At 71.2% G+C, this 14,418-nt stretch carries 14 protein-coding genes; 6 read left to right on the top strand and 8 right to left on the bottom strand.

The genetic code is table 11. The features are described from left to right. A partial coding sequence (locus tag ABD120_RS11385; protein WP_343949753.1) for a nuclear transport factor 2 family protein occupies nt 1–430 on the top strand: 430 nt, incomplete at its 5' end. Between the two features lie 4 nt (nt 431–434). Further along, nucleotides 435–914, top strand: a complete 480-nt coding sequence (locus ABD120_RS11380; protein ID WP_343949752.1) for a GyrI-like domain-containing protein — start codon at nt 435–437, stop codon at nt 912–914. On the opposite strand, the gene ABD120_RS11375 is transcribed toward ABD120_RS11380, so the two are convergent. Genes ABD120_RS11375 through ABD120_RS11360 form a run of 4 tightly spaced genes read right to left on the bottom strand, consistent with a single transcriptional unit; the run spans nt 898 to nt 5,615 of the window. Beyond that, complete coding sequence (locus ABD120_RS11375; protein ID WP_343949751.1) at nt 898–2,526, bottom strand: phospho-sugar mutase; 1,629 nt, start codon at nt 2,524–2,526, stop codon at nt 898–900. The genes ABD120_RS11380 and ABD120_RS11375 overlap by 17 nt on opposite strands. Next, on the bottom strand, nt 2,523–3,326 hold the full coding sequence (locus ABD120_RS11370) for a purine-nucleoside phosphorylase (RefSeq protein ID WP_343949750.1): 804 nt from the start codon (nt 3,324–3,326) through the stop codon (nt 2,523–2,525). Before ABD120_RS11370 ends, ABD120_RS11375 begins: the two co-directional genes overlap by 4 nt. A gap of 1 nt (nt 3,327) precedes the next feature. Then, nucleotides 3,328–4,635, bottom strand: coding sequence for a M20/M25/M40 family metallo-hydrolase (locus ABD120_RS11365; protein ID WP_343949749.1), 1,308 nt, complete (start codon nt 4,633–4,635; stop codon nt 3,328–3,330). Next, nucleotides 4,632–5,615 carry an Lrp/AsnC family transcriptional regulator gene (locus tag ABD120_RS11360; protein ID WP_343949748.1) on the bottom strand — a complete coding sequence of 328 codons (984 nt, stop codon included), beginning with the start codon at nt 5,613–5,615 and terminating at the stop codon, nt 4,632–4,634. Before ABD120_RS11360 ends, ABD120_RS11365 begins: the two co-directional genes overlap by 4 nt. 109 nt (nt 5,616–5,724) lie before the next feature. Between ABD120_RS11360 and ABD120_RS11355 the strand changes: the two genes are divergently transcribed. Further along, nucleotides 5,725–7,023, top strand: a complete 1,299-nt coding sequence (locus tag ABD120_RS11355) for an MFS transporter (RefSeq protein WP_343949747.1) — start codon at nt 5,725–5,727, stop codon at nt 7,021–7,023. Here ABD120_RS11355 and ABD120_RS11350 read toward each other — a convergent pair whose 3' ends face one another. Then, nucleotides 7,024–7,455: a gamma-glutamylcyclotransferase family protein gene (locus ABD120_RS11350; RefSeq protein ID WP_343949746.1), complete on the bottom strand. Its 432-nt coding sequence runs from the start codon at nt 7,453–7,455 to the stop codon at nt 7,024–7,026. Between the two features lie 72 nt (nt 7,456–7,527). Between ABD120_RS11350 and ABD120_RS11345 the strand changes: the two genes are divergently transcribed. Then, nucleotides 7,528–8,916: an NAD(P)H-quinone dehydrogenase gene (locus tag ABD120_RS11345; RefSeq protein ID WP_343949745.1), complete on the top strand. Its 1,389-nt coding sequence runs from the start codon at nt 7,528–7,530 to the stop codon at nt 8,914–8,916. 271 nt (nt 8,917–9,187) lie between these two features. Here ABD120_RS11345 and ABD120_RS11340 read toward each other — a convergent pair whose 3' ends face one another. The 3 genes from ABD120_RS11340 to ABD120_RS11330 all read right to left on the bottom strand — a co-directional run bounded on the left by ABD120_RS11340 (nt 9,188) and on the right by ABD120_RS11330 (nt 12,663). Further along, the gene (locus tag ABD120_RS11340) at nt 9,188–10,531 is read right to left on the bottom strand and encodes a hypothetical protein (protein WP_343949743.1); all 1,344 of its coding nucleotides are present in this window, start codon (nt 10,529–10,531) and stop codon (nt 9,188–9,190) included. 93 nt (nt 10,532–10,624) lie between these two features. Further along, the gene (locus tag ABD120_RS11335; protein WP_343949742.1) at nt 10,625–12,373 is read right to left on the bottom strand and encodes an acetyl/propionyl/methylcrotonyl-CoA carboxylase subunit alpha; all 1,749 of its coding nucleotides are present in this window, start codon (nt 12,371–12,373) and stop codon (nt 10,625–10,627) included. A 35-nt stretch (nt 12,374–12,408) separates the two neighbouring features. Next, nucleotides 12,409–12,663 carry an SDR family NAD(P)-dependent oxidoreductase gene (locus ABD120_RS11330; protein WP_343949741.1) on the bottom strand — a complete coding sequence of 85 codons (255 nt, stop codon included), beginning with the start codon at nt 12,661–12,663 and terminating at the stop codon, nt 12,409–12,411. 123 nt (nt 12,664–12,786) lie between these two features. Here ABD120_RS11330 and ABD120_RS11325 point away from each other — a divergent pair, with 123 nt between their 5' ends. After that, on the top strand, nt 12,787–13,059 hold the full coding sequence (locus ABD120_RS11325; RefSeq protein ID WP_343949740.1) for a WXG100 family type VII secretion target: 273 nt from the start codon (nt 12,787–12,789) through the stop codon (nt 13,057–13,059). 128 nt (nt 13,060–13,187) lie between these two features. Continuing rightward, nucleotides 13,188–14,333 (top strand): type VII secretion-associated serine protease mycosin, encoded by a 1,146-nt coding sequence (gene mycP / locus ABD120_RS11320; RefSeq protein WP_343949739.1) that lies wholly within the window; start codon nt 13,188–13,190, stop codon nt 14,331–14,333. Nucleotides 14,334–14,418 lie beyond the last annotated feature (85 nt).

Below are 14,418 nucleotides of genomic sequence, written 5' to 3'. Positions count from 1 at the left end.
CGCCAACAGCACCCTCCAGCGGGCCAGAGCCGCGCTGCCCGCCACGCCGGGGCCGCGCCAGGCCGTGGACGAGGACCTGCTGGACAGGTACATCGCGGCGTTCGAGAGCTTCGACGTCGAGACGCTGGTCGCGCTGCTGCACGAGGACGCGACGACTTCCATGCCGCCGTTCGGCTGGTGGCTGCGCGGCCGCGCCGACATCTCGCGGGTGCTGACCGCCTCCGGCAACCCGTGCGCGGGCTCCCGCCTGGTCAAGACCTCGGCCAACGGCCTGCCCGCCCTCGCCCAGTACCGGAACGGCGAGGCGTTCGCGATCACGGTCATGGCGGCGGCGGACGGCCGGATCAGGGAGGAGACCGTCTTCCTCGACCCGCTGCTCTTCCCGCTTTTCGGACTACCGATGAGTTTGGCCGGCCCCGGTCGTACCTAAGGGCATGGACATCATCGAATTCCCGGAGCGCCACTACGTCGGCGCCCGCAGAACCGTCACCATGGACGCCTTCGCCCAGATCGCCGACCGGCTGCCGGAGGTGCTCGCCTGGCTGACCGAGCGCGGCGGCGTCCCCGCCGGTGCGCCGTTCTTCCGCTTCCACCACCTGGGCTCGGACGGGAACGTCGACGTCGAGGTGGGCTGGCCGGTCGCCGAGCCGGTGGCGGGCGAAGGCGAGATCTTCGCCGCCACCCTGCCCGCCGGCCGCTACGCCAGCGAGACCCACGTCGGACACCCGGACCGGCTCTTCGCCGCCATCGAGGCGCTCCAGGCCACGCCCGGCCTCGACTTCGATCTCCGGCAGGCGGCCGACGGCGAGCACTGGGGGAGCAGGCTGGAGATCTACAAGACCGACCCGGAGGAGCAGCCCGACATGACCAAGTGGGAGGTCGAACTGCAGTTCCGGCTCAGAGACCCAGCGTGACCCGCAGCGCCTCGGTCAGCTCGGCGAGCTCGGCGGAGGCGCGCTGCCTGGCCTCGGCGACCTCGCCGGTCACCGGGACCACCACCTCCAGGTAGCACTTGAGCTTCGGCTCGGTGCCCGATGGACGGATCACCACGCGGGCGCCGCCGGCCAGCAGGTAGCGCAGGCCGTCGGTCGGCGGCAGCCCGCCCACGCCCTCGGCCAGGTCGTCGGCCCGCTCGACGGCCCGGCCGCCGAGTTCGGCGACCGGCTCGGCGCGCAGCCGCGCCATCGCGCCGGCGATCAGCGCCAGGTCCTCGACGCGGACCGACAACTGCGAGGTGGCGTGCAGGCCGTACGTCCTGGCCTGGTCGTCGAGCAGGTCGAGCAGGCTACGGCCGTCGGCCTTGGCGCCGGCGGCGAGCGCGGCCACCGCCAGCGCCGCCCCGATGCCGTCCTTGTCGTGGACCGGCAGCGAGGCGCCGCCCACGCTGTAGCCGAGCGCCTCCTCGTAGCCGAAGACCAGGCCGGGCCCGGCCCGCATGATCCATTTGAAGCCGGTGAGGGTTTCGCCGTACCTGACGCCGTGCGCGGCGGCGATCTTGCCGAGCAGTGTGGAGGAGACGATCGTGGTCGCCACCATGCGGTCGCCGCTCGTCTGCCCGATGACGTACTCGCCGAGCAGCGCGCCGACCTCGTCGCCGGTCAGCATCCGCCACTGGCCGCCGCCCATCGGCACGCCCACCGCGCACCGGTCGGCGTCGGGGTCGTTGGCGATCACCAGGTCGGCCTCGGATGCGCGGGCCAGCGCGAAGATCAGGTCCATCGCGCCGGGTTCCTCCGGGTTGGGGAAGGCCACGGTCGGGAACGCCGGGTCGGGGTTGCGCTGCTCCTCGACCGCTCGCGGGCTCTCGAAGCCCGCCGCGAGGAAGGCGCCGGTCAGTGTGCCGGATCCGACGCCGTGCAGCGGCGTGTAGGCGACGCTGAGCTCGCGGGCAGTGCCGAGCGGGAGCGCTGTGATCGCGTCGAGGTAGTCGTCGATGATCTCCTCACCCAGTTCGGTGAGGGTGCCCGGCGCGTCGAGGGGGAGTTCGTCGACCCGGCCGACGGCGTCGATCGCGGCCGAGATCTCCGCGTCGACCGGCGGCACGATCTGCGAGCCGTCCCCCCAGTAGACCTTGTAGCCGTTGTCCCTGGGCGGGTTGTGGCTGGCGGTCACCATGACCCCGGCGTCGGCGCCGAGGGCGCGCACCGCGAAGGCGAGCACCGGCGTCGGCAGCGCCTGCGGCAGCAAGGAGGCGTGCAGGCCCGCGCCGGTCAGCACCGCGGCCGTGTCGCGGGCGAAGCGGTCGGACTTGTATCGGGCGTCGTAGCCGATGACCACGTGCTTGCCGGGGCCCAGCACGCGGGCCAGGCCGGCGGCGGTGCGCATCACGGTGACGCGGTTCATCCGGTTGGGGCCGGCGCCGAGTTCGCCGCGCAGCCCGGCCGTACCGAACTCGAGTTTGGCGCCGAACCGGGCGGACAGTTCCGCCGGGTCGGCGCGCTCGACGAGGTCGGACAGCTCGGCCCGGGTGTCGGGGTCCGGGTCCTGCGCCAGCCACTCGCGGGCCCGCTTGAGCAGGTCCGTCACAGCCGGTCGACCGCCTTGCCCAGCAGCACGCCCATGCGCGCCGCGGTGGACCTGCCGACCTCCAGGACCTCCTCGTGGTTGAGGGGCTCGCCGACCAGGCCCGCGCCCGGGTTGGTGACCAGCGAGATGCCGAGCACCTCCAGCCCGGCCTCGCGGGCGGCGATGGCCTCCAGCACGGTGGACATGCCGATCAGGTCGCCGCCGAGCGTGCGCAGCATGCGGATCTCGGCCGGGGTCTCGTAGGTCGGGCCCCTGAAGGCGACGTAGACGCCCTCGGCCAGCGACGGGTCGATCTCGCGCACCAGCGCCCGCAGCCGCTTGCTGTAGACCTCGGTGAGGTCGAGGAAGGTGGTGCCGGTCAGCGGGTTGGCGCCGGTCAGGTTGAGGTGGTCGCTGATCAGCACCGGCTCGCCGACGTTCTGCGTCTCCGGGCGCAGCCCGCCCGCCGCGTTGGTGAGCACGATCGTGCGCACCCCGGCCGCCGCGACCGTGCGGACGCCGTGGACGACCTGCTCGACCGGCCGCCCCTCATACAGATGCGTACGGCCCAGCAGGACCAGCGCGTTGCGGCCCGCCGCCGTGCGCACCACGCGGATCTTGCCGCCGTGCCCGGCCACCGAGGGCGGGGCGAAGCCCGGCAGGTCCGTGAAGGGCACCTCGGCGAGGCTCTCGCCGAGCGCGTCGGCCGCGGGCACCCAGCCGGAGCCCATGACGAGGGCGACGTCGAAGGTGTCGACGCCCGCCGCGCCCTTCAGCGCGGCGGCGGCGTCCTTGGCCAGGGAGTAGGCGTCTTTGCTCACCTCAGTAGTCTAGGAGGAGCCTGTCGAGCACCCTCACACCGAACTGCAGTGCCTCGACCGGCACCCGCTCGTCCACACCGTGGAACATCGACGCGAAGTCCAGCTCCTTCGGCAGTCGCAACGGCACGAAGCCGAAGCCGCGCACGCCGAGGTCGGCGAAGAAGGTCTTGTTGTCGGTCCCGCCCGACATGCAGTACGGCACCGCCCGCGCGGCCGGGTCCTCCGCCTTCAGCGCCGCGATCATCGACTCGACGAGCGCGCCGTCGAAGGTGGTCTCCAGCGCGATGTCGTGGTGCACGAACTCGCGTCGCACCTTCTCGCCGAGCAGCGCGTCGAGGGTCTTGAAGAAGTCCTCCTCGTGGCCGGGCAGGAAGCGCCCGTCGATGACCGCCGTGGCCTGGCCGGGGATGACGTTGGACTTGTACCCGGCGCCGAGCTGCGTGGGGTTGGTGGTGTGGCTGAGGGTCGCGCCGACGAAGCGGACCAGCGGCCCGATCCGGTCGAGCACGTTCGAGGGGTCCTCGGGGTCGAACGGGATGCCGAAGGCGTCGGCGACCTCGGTGAGGAAGGTCCGCACCGTCGGGGTGAGCGTGATCGGCCAGGAGTGGTCGCCGATGCGGGCCACGGCCTTGGCGATCTCGGTGACCGCGTTGTCGGAGTTGAGCATCGAGCCGTGCCCGGCCGTGCCGTCGGCGACGAGCTTCATCCACGCCAGGCCCTTCTGGGCCGTCTCGATCAGGTAGAGCCGCAGGGAGGGATCGACCTCCAGCGAGTAGCCGCCGACCTCGCTGATCGACTCGGTGACGCCCTCGAACAGCTCGGGGTGGTTGGCGGTGAGGTACTTGGCGCCGTAGACGCCGCCCGCCTCCTCGTCGGCCACCCAGGCGAAGACCAGGTCGCGGCGCGGCTTGCGGCCCTCGCTCTTGAGCTGCCGCAGGACGGCCAGCATCATCGCGTCCATGTCCTTCATGTCCACGGCGCCCCGGCCCCAGATGTAGCCGTCGCGGATCTCCCCGCCGAACGGGTCCACCGACCAGTCGGCGGCGTTGGCGGGCACGACGTCCAGGTGGCCGTGGACCAGCAGGGCGGGCAGGGTGGGGTCGCTGCCCTCGACCCGGGTGATCACGTTGCCCCGGCCGGGCTCGCTCTCGATGTAGGTGTGCTCGATGCCGACCTCGTCGAGCCTGGCCATGACGACCTCGGCCGCCGCCCGCTCACCCGGCCCGCTGCCGTCGCCGTAGTTGCTGCTGTCGGCGCGGATCAGCTCGACGCACAGATCGGCGACTTCGTTCTCGGCGACGCTGGTCATGGTGTCCTCTCCAGGGTGAGCAAGCCGGACTTGCGCAGGTGGCCGCGCTTGTGGGCCCGGGTGATGAGCGTGACGTTGACGTCGGTGACCTCGTCGAGGGAGCCGACGACGTGGGTGATGAAACGGTAAAGGTCGGCCTCGTGGGCCGCGACCACCTGGACGATGACCGAGTGGGTGCCGGACGTGGCGGCACAGTAGCGGACGTTGGGATGCGCGGCCATCGCCTGGCCGACCGGGTCGAGCCCGTGGGGGCGCACCCGCAGCCAGATCTGGGCCTCCACCTCCAGCCCGAGCAGGGCGGGTTCGACCTCGGCGCGCGGCAGGATGAGCCGCCGTTCGAGGAGGGAGGCCACCCGCCTGCGCGCTGTGGGGACGGAGATGTCGAGTTTGTCGGCGATGGCGGTGAAGGCGATGCGGCCGTCCAGGGTGAGCAACTCGGCGATCTCCTGCTCCAGCGGCGACAGGCCCTCCTCGTCGGGATGCGGCAGCCCACCGGGCGGGCTCTGGCGCAGCTCGGCGACCTCCTCGGCGGTCAGGAAGGGGGCATGCCAGTCGGCGACCGTGGTGAAGGTGTGCAGGACGACCTGGGTCCTGGTCTGGAGCACCCCGTCGATCTCGGTGATCTGGGCGGAGACGATCTCGTGCAGCCGCTCCCTGGTGGGGGCGACCAGCTCGCAGCCGATGTCGGCCTCGCCGGTCAGTCCGTACACCGACCGGGTGTCCTGGCGTTCGCTCAGCGCGTGGGCGACCTGGGCGGAGGCGCCCGGCTGGACCTGTACGTGCAGGTGCACCGGGCGGCCGTGGCCGGTACGCAGGTCGTCGTAGATGGCGGTGACACGGACCAGGCCCTCGTTCAGCACCCGTTGCAGCCTGCGCGCGACGGTCCGCTCGTGCTCGCCGACGACCCTGGCGATCTCACCCCACGCGGCGCGGGGGCTGACCTGAAGGGCCGCGATCAGTCGCCGGTCGAGAACGTCCACACAGAACCGCTTTCATGTCGGGTTCGTAAACTTATTGCCGGATGTTTGACTATTTCAGTCCAGGACTTGCACAGTAGGGCACCACCGCACGTGAAGCAAAGGAGCCCCAGTGGCAACCAACGTCGCTGAGTCGCCGCTCGGCATCCCCCGCAGCAGGGTTCGCCAGCTCATGGCGGCCAGCATCGGTAACACGGTCGAATGGTACGACTGGTACGCCTATAGCTTTCTCACCGTCTACTTCGCGGCGCAGATCTTCCCGAAGACGGACAACCCGCTCCTGCCGGTGCTGAACGCCTTCGCGGTCTTCGCCGTCGGCTTCTTCATGCGGCCGCTCGGCGGGCTCCTCGTCGGCGCCTTCGCCGACCGCTTCGGCCGCAAGACGGCGATGACGTTCACCATCATCCTCATGGGAGTGGGCTCGCTGCTGCTGGCGGTGACCCCCACGTACGAGACGGCGGGCGTGCTCGCGCCGATCATCCTCGTCCTCGCCCGGCTCATCCAGGGACTGTCCGTCGGCGGCGAGTTCGCCGCCGCGACCACCTTCCTGGTCGAATCGGCCCCGCACGGGCGCCGGGGCCTGTACTCCAGCTTCCAGTACGTGAGCACCACCCTCGGCCAGCTCCTCGCCTCCGGTCTGGCCGCGCTGCTGGCCGTGATCCTGCTCGAACCCGACATGAACTCCTGGGGCTGGCGCATCCCGTTCGTCGTCGGCGCCGTCCTCAGCCTCGTCGGCCTGTGGATCCGCAAGGGCGCCGACGAGACCTCCGCCGTCGCGGCCGAGATCAGGGAGGGCAAGGCCGAACGGCCGCGCATGTTCGAGTTCCTGGTGCGCTACCCGACCAAGGCCGCCCTGATCGTCGGCATCACCCTGGCCGGGACCGTCGCCTACTACACCTGGACCACGTTCCTGCCGACGTACGCGCAGTTCAGCGTGCAGTTCGACAAGGCCGACGCGCTCACCGTCGGGACCATCTCGCTGGTGTTCTTCATGGTGCTGCAGCCGCTGCTCGGCATGCTCTCGGACCGGGTCGGCCGCCGCCCCATGCTGATCACCTTCGGCGTGGCCTTCACGATCCTGCCGGTGCCGCTGCTCGGCATGCTGAACAACACCTTCGCCAGCCTGCTGGTCATCCAGCTCGTCGGCATGGTCTTCCTCGGCTGCTTCACCTCGATCTCGGCCGCGGTGAACTCCGAGTTGTTCCCCACCCGGGTGCGGGCGGCGGGCGCCGGATTCCCGTACTCGCTGACCGTCGCGATCTTCGGTGGCACGGCGCCGCTCATCGGCACCGCGCTCAAGGACGCCGGGAACATGGACCTGTTCCCGTGGTACATGTCGGCGCTCGCGCTGATCTCGACCTTCGTCTACGTCTTCGCCCTCAAGGAGACCAAGGACCAGCCGCTGCGCTGATCAGTTGGACGTGCACGGGCGCCCTCGCAACGCCTTCACATAGTCGTCGGGGGCGCCCGCCTTCTCGGCCGCGTCGGCCAGGAAGCCCAGATAGCGGGCCGGCGGCAGCCCGCCCTCGTAGCCGTCGAGCACGTAGAACCAGGCGACGACCTCGCCCTCCAGGGTCTGCACCCGCAGCCTGACCTTGTGGTAGACGCCGCGTGCGGCCCCCTCCCACTGGTCGAGCGAGGACTCGTCGAACTCCGGTACGTCGTAGAGCACGACGAAGACCTGGTCGTCGGGATCCTCGACGATCGTCGCCAGAGCGTCGTCACCGCCGAACGTCAGGCGCCAGCCCTGCAGCCACCCGCTCGCGCGGACGGGCGAGTGAGGGGCCCAGAGCGCCATCTGTCCCGGATCCAAGTTGCTGCCGTATGCGGCGTAGACAGGCACAGCAAGCAAGACTAGCGCGCGGTTCCCAACCCCGTTCGTCTGCTGCTGTGGCTATACGGAAGAATGGGACACGTGACAAGGATCGTGATCATCGGCGGCGGACCAGGTGGCTACGAGGCGGCGCTGGTGGCCGCCCAGCTCGGCGCGCAGGTCACCATGGTCGAACAGGACGGGCCCGGCGGAGCGTGCGTCCTCACCGACTGCGTGCCGTCCAAGACGTTGATCGCGACCTCCGTGCGCAAGCAGGCGCTGCTCGACGCGCCCTCGCTCGGCGTCGGCTTCAACGGCGGCCCCGACGGCGAGATCGGCACGGCCGAGGTCGACCTGCCGCTCGTCAACAAGCGGGTCAAGGAGCTGGCGCAGGCCCAGTCGCTCGACATCGAGACCCGGGTCGCCGCCGAGGGCGTCGAGATCGTCAAGGCCACCGGGCGGCTGGTCGACCCGCAGGTCGTCAAGGCCGGCGACCGGACGATCCGGGCCGACGTGGTGCTCATCGCCACCGGCGCCACGCCGCGCATCCTGCCGGGCGCCGAGCCGGACGGCGAGCGCATCCTCACCTGGCGGCAGTTGTACGACCTGCCCGAGCTGCCCGAGCACCTGATCGTGGTCGGCTCCGGCGTCACCGGGGCCGAGTTCGCCGGCGCCTACCGCTCGCTGGGCTCCGAGGTCACGCTGGTCTCCAGCCGCGACCGCATGATGCCCAACGAGGACGCCGACGGCGCCGAAGTGCTCGAAGAGGTCTACCGGCGGCGCGGCATGAACGTCATGGGCCGCTCGCGCGCCTCCTCCGTCAAGCGCACCGCCGACGGCGTGCTCGTCACGCTGGAGGACGGGCGGGTCGCCGAGGGCACCCACGCGCTCATGACGGTCGGTATGGTCCCCAACACCACCGGCATCGGGCTGGCGGAGGCGGGGGTGCAGCTCGACCGCGCGGGCTTCGTCAAGGTGGACAAGGTCTCGCGCACCTCCGCGCCGGGCGTGTACGCCGCCGGCGACTGCACCGGAGTGCTGATGCTGGCATCGGTGGCGGCCATGCAGGGGCGCATCGCCGTGTGGCACGCGCTCGGCGAGGCCGTGCAGCCGCTGCGGCTGGCGACGGTGGCCTCCAACATCTTCACCGATCCGGAGATCGCGGCCGTCGGCGTGGCACAGCGGGCGATCGAGGCGGGGGAGATCGAGGCGAACGTCGTCAAACTGCCGCTGGCCACGAACGCGCGGGCCAAGATGCAGGGCTTCAACGACGGGTTCGTCAAGGTGTTCTGCCGCCCGCACACGGGGATCGTGCTCGGCGGCGTGATCGTGGCGCCGGGGGCGTCCGAGCTGATCCTGGCGGTGTCGCTGGCGGTCCAGCAGCGCCTGACGGTCGACCAGCTGGCCCACACGTTCGCCGTCTACCCGGCTCTCTCCGGCTCGATCACCGAGGCCGCCCGCCGCCTCATGCAGCCCGAAACCGGTCTTTAAACGAGATTCACTCCCCATTACGGCGAAGCCCCCGCTCCCGCCGCCCGCCGCCGGCGGCTCATGGCCTCCCCGGCGCCCCTCCCCGCGCGCCCTCCCGCCGCGACGACGCCCGTGACGCCCTTCCTGCGGCTCCCACGTTCCCGCCGCTCACACGCTGTCTCAGCCCCGCCACCGACAGCCGAAAGGCGCGCCCCGGAGGGGACACGCCTTTCGTGAGTGGCTTGCGGGCCGTTGCGGCAGGCCCTCTGGTTCGAGAGCCTGCCGGCCGGGTTTACCAGTCGCCTCCGCCGAAGTCTCCGCCACCGAAGTCTCCGCCGAAGTCGCCCCAGCCGCCGGCGTCACCGCCGCCGCCGTCGGCGACGCCTTCGGAGTATCCGGCGCCGTAGCCGCCCATGCCCCAGCCGCCGGCGAGCATGCTGCCCATCATGGTGCCGATGAACATACCGGTCATGACATCGCCGAAACCGCCGTAGTAGCCGTAGGCGTACGGCTGGTAGGCGGGGCCGGCGTCGTAGTAAGGACGGCGCTGGCCGTCGACCATGACCTCGCGCAGCTGCGGGTCGAAGCCGCGCTCGACCGCCTCCGCGTCGCGGGTGCAGGCGGGCACGTCGCGCACCGCGCCACCGGGCGGCGCCCAGCGGACGTCACGTGCCGACGGGCCGTGCTGCGGGTTGAAGAAACAGGGCGCGCGGCGCTCGGGCACCGGCTGGTCCTCGACCTTGGCCTTCACGACCGCCAGAGAGTAGCGACCGTCCTCAAGGGTCTGGGTGACCTCGCGGATCTGGTCGGCGCGCTCGACGGTCGCGAGCTGCGTCTTGGCCTTCTCGTAGGAGTCGATGGCGTTCTGCCACTCGTCGATGTGCCTGCCGCCCTCGCCGGAGAGCATGACGTCGGTGTCGAGCGCGGTGATCTCCTCACCGAACTTGGTGACGTCCTCGTCGACGGTCGACTTGACCATCGCGAGCTCCTTGGCCTGCTGTGCGGCGAGCTTCTTCTTCTGGCCGCGCGAGTAGAGGAGGTAGCCGCCGCCGCCCACGAGGGCGATCACGCCGAGACCGACGAGCACGCCGGTGCCGCCGCCACCGCCGGGCGAGCCCTGCGACAGCGCACTTCTGGTCTTGCCCTGCTCCAGCAGGTTGACACGGTCGATGAACTCGTCCATACCGGGGACGAGTTCGCTGTTGTTGCGGGTGGACAGCGACGCGATCTGGCCGGTGGCGCCCCGGCCGAAGTTGGAGCTGGCGTAAAGCGTCTTGCCGTCGAGCACGGCGACGGTCACCCGGGCCGCACCTCCCTTGGCGGCGACGACGGCCTTGCCGAGCGTGGTCAGGTAGCCGGGAGCGTCGGTGACGACACCGTCGGGCAGGGCCGCGACGTAGATGTCGCTCTTGGAGTCCTTCAATGCGGTCCGGAGCTCGGACTGGTCGCCGGAGCTCAGCGCGGCGCCGTTCTCCACGAAGAGCGGGTCCTTGTTGTCCTTCCAATAGGACACGATCTTCTGGGCGTCAGGTGGAGCCGCGGCGGCCGAGGCCGCGGGAGACATGGCGAGCACAGCGAGCAGACCGGCGACGAGGGCCGCAGTCGCGGCCCCCGCTCGGCGCAGCGAGTGGGTCATGGGCAGCAAGCCTCCTTCGCCCTTTCTGGACGAACGGGCGGACGGAAAAGTTCCTCACCTCGCACGGTACCCTCCGAACTGCGATGGGCGCGCTCAGGCGTCCTTGATCTCGCACAGGGTGGCGCCCGCCGTCACCGTCTGGCCGACGCTCGCCGACAGACCGGCGACGACCCCCGCCTTGTGGGCGGCGAGCGGCTGCTCCATCTTCATGGCCTCCAGCACCACCACCGTGTCGCCCTCGGCCACCGTGTCGCCGTCAGCGGCCACGACCTTGACGATCGTGCCCTGCATCGGACTCACGAGGGCGTCGCCTCCGGCGGCCGGTTTCCTGCTGCCGGACCTGCCGCGTTTCGGGCTCCTGGCGCCAGGGGCGGGCTGGGGGGAGACCGTACCGAATCCCGAGGGGAGGGTGACCTCCAGGCGCTTGCCGCCGACCTCGACCGTCACCGTCTCACGCGGGGCGGGCTCGTCCGCCTCGCCCTCGCCGGAGTACGGCGGGATCGGGTTGGCGAACTCCGTCTCGATCCACCGGGTGTGGACGGCGAACGGCTCGGAGGTGAAGGCCGGGTCGTCCACGATCGCCCGGTGGAACGGCAGCACCGTCGGCATGCCGCCGATCTCGAACTCCGCGAGCGCGCGCCGGGAGCGCTCCAGCGCCTCCGCGCGGGTGCGGCCGGTCACGATCAGCTTGGCCACCAGCGAGTCGAACGTCTGGGGTACGGTCATCCCCGCCTCGTAACCGGAGTCCAGCCGCACCCCCGGCCCCGCCGGCGGGCGCAGCACCGTCAGCGTGCCCGGCGCGGGCAGGAAGTTGCGGCCGGGGTCCTCTGCGTTGATCCGGAACTCGATCGAGTGCCCGCGCAGCGCCGGGTCGCCGAACCCGAGCGGTTCGCCGTCGGCGATCCTGAACATCTCGCGCACCAGGTCGATGCCCGCGACCTCCTCCGTCACCGGATGCTCGACCTGAAGGCGGGTGTTGACCTCCAGGAAGGAGACCGTGCCGTCCTGGCCGACGAGGAACTCGCAGGTGCCGGCGCCGACGTACCCGGCCTCGCGCAGGATCGCCTTCGAACTGGAGTAGAGGGTCTCGACCTGCTCCGGCGACAGGAACGGCGCCGGGGCCTCCTCCACGAGCTTCTGGTGGCGGCGCTGCAGCGAGCAGTCGCGGGTGCTGACCACGACCACGCTGCCGTGGGCGTCGGCCAGGCACTGCGTCTCGACGTGGCGCGGCCGGTCGAGGTAGCGCTCGACGAAGCACTCGCCGCGCCCGAAGGCGGCCACCGCCTCACGGACCGCCGATTCGTACAGATCGGGGATCTCGGCGAGCGTGCGCGCCACCTTGATACCGCGCCCGCCGCCGCCGTACGCGGCCTTGATCGCGATCGGCAGCCCGTGCTCCTTCGCGAACGCGAGCACCTCCGCCACACCGGAGACCGGGTCCTGGGTGCCCGCGACCAGCGGGGCGCCCACCTTGGCCGCGATGTGCCTGGCCCGCACCTTGTCGCCCAGCGCCGCGATGGCGGCCGGCGGCGGACCGATCCAGATCAGCCCGGCGTCGATCACCGCCTGCGCGAACTCCGCGTTCTCCGCGAGGAAGCCGTAGCCCGGGTGGACCGCGTCGGCCCCCGCGCGCTCGGCCGCGCGCAGCAGCTTCGCCGCGTCGAGGTAGGTCTCGGCCGGGGACTGCCCGCCCAGCGCGTACGCCTCGTCGGCCACCTTCACGTGGAGGGCGTCGAGATCCTGCTCCGAATAGACGGCCACGCTGCCGATCCCGGCATCCCTGCACGCCCGCGCGATCCGCACGGCGATCTCGCCCCGGTTGGCGATCAGAACCTTCTGCACCGACGTCTGTCCTTCCTCGTCGCGCTTCGACGGAGTCAACGACCCAGGTAGGCGCCGCCGTTGACGTGCAGCACCTGCCCCGTGAGGTGCCTCGCACCCTCGGAGGCCAGAAAGAGCACGGTGTCGGCCGCGTTGAACGAGACGTGGGCCGCGCCGAGCCGCGCGGCCGCCTCCGCCAGGACGTTCGCACGGCGGCCGGTGACGGTGACCCGGTCGCCGAGCGCGACGAACCCGGCGGCGATCGTGTAGCCGATGCCGGTGCCGCCGCCGGTTACCACAACCTCGCGCATCGGCGTCTCCTTCGTTATCGGAATGATCCTCTGGACGACCATAACCGCTCGGCATAACGCGGGGCGACGGGCGGGTTGCGGGCCTACGGTGAAGTCGGCCCTTCGTCGATCCTGGAGGTACGCATGAGCCACAGCCTGCTCGGTGGTGACCCTGCGGAGATGCAGCAGATGGCCGCCCAGTTCACCCAGCAGTCGGAGACCGTCAGGGCGACGGTGGCCGCGCTCGACGGTGAGGCGGCCAAGATCGGCACCGCCTGGACCGGTCCGGGTGCCCAGCGTTTCCACGGGGCGTGGCAGACGCACCGGGCGGCCTTCCAGCGGATGGCTGAGGAGCTTCAGGAGGCGGCCCGGGTCATCAACACCTATCGGGGCAACATCGAGTCCGCCACCCGCTGACGCCTTGTCCCGCCGAACGGTCCGGCCACTTGCGCGCCGGGCCGTTCTTTTGTGCCGTCGGGGGGCTGACGTGCGGGTTCGCCGGATGGGGTTTGTGGGAGGAATGTGGGTGGATAGGCTGTTCGGTCATGGTGGGTCGAAGGGTCCTGGCGGGTGCGCTGGCCGTGGCCGCGCTCGTCGTGGCCGCGCCCGTGCGACCGGCGCAGGCCACGGCTCTGGAGTGCAGCCCGGAGCGCGGCACGCAGACCTTCCGCGGGGTGCCCTGGGCGCAGCAGCGCATCGACATCAAGAGCGCCTGGCGTCTCACCAGGGGTGAGGGCGTCACCGTCGCCGTCATCGACAGCGGGGTCGAGCTCAACCACCCCCAGCTCAGGGTCGCGGGCCGGGCCGACTTCTCCCGCACGGACGACCGCGACTGCAGCGGCCACGGCACCGCCGTCGCGGGCATCATCGCCGCCCAGTACCTGAAGGGCAACCCGTTCCACGGCGTCGCCCCCGCCGTGCGGCTGCTGTCGCTCAAGCACATCAACGGCGACAAGGGCGACCTCGCCCACCTGGTGGAGGCCATCAGGTACGCCGCCCGGATCAAGGCGGACGTCATCAACGTCTCCGCCGAGGCCAGGGACCAGCCCGATCTGCGGGCCGCGATCGAGTACGCGCTGTCCAGGGACGTCGTGGTCGTCGCGGCGGCGGGCAACGTCCAGGGTGAGGACGGCACGCAGCAGCCCGCCTACCCGGCGGCGTACGAGGGGGTGCTGTCGGTCGGCTCCGTCTCGCCGGGCGGCCGGATCTCCGCGTTCTCCAACACCAGTTCCAAGGTCTCGGTCGTGGCGCCGGGCGAGGACCTCACCAGCACCTGGCCGGGCCGCGCCCTGCACCACAAGCTGCCGGGGACGAGCTTCGCGGCGCCGTACGCGGCGGGGGTGGCGGCGCTGGTCCGCTCGCGGTTCCCGAACCTCTCGCAGGATCAGGTACGGCGCCGCATCGAGGCCACCGCGGACGGCGGCATCGGCGACGGCAGCGGCAACGGCATGGTCAACCCGCTGTACGCGATCACGGCGGTGCTGCCGCAGAACGACGTGGTGGTCGCCAAGCCGCCCGCCGTACCGCTGCCCGAGGGCGTGGTGACGAAGGTGACGCCGCCGGACGAGCAGGCGATCACGATCTCGCTGGCCGTGGGCGGCGGGGCGCTGGCGGTGGCGCTGGGGGTCGTGGTGGGCCGGCTGGTCGTGCCCATGGGCAGGCGCCGGTCGTGGCGGGCCGGCCGCGACTGACCACATTTACCGACATATGCGGATTAGTGATGAATTCGTGTTAGTGCGGCGTCGGAGAATGGCCGCTTTAGGTGTGACAAATCTG

Origin of the sequence: Nonomuraea longicatena (assembly GCF_039525605.1) — a bacterium.
GTDB classification, from domain to species: Bacteria; Actinomycetota; Actinomycetes; order Streptosporangiales; family Streptosporangiaceae; genus Nonomuraea; species Nonomuraea longicatena.
This window is presented reverse-complemented; position numbering and strand designations above follow the sequence as displayed.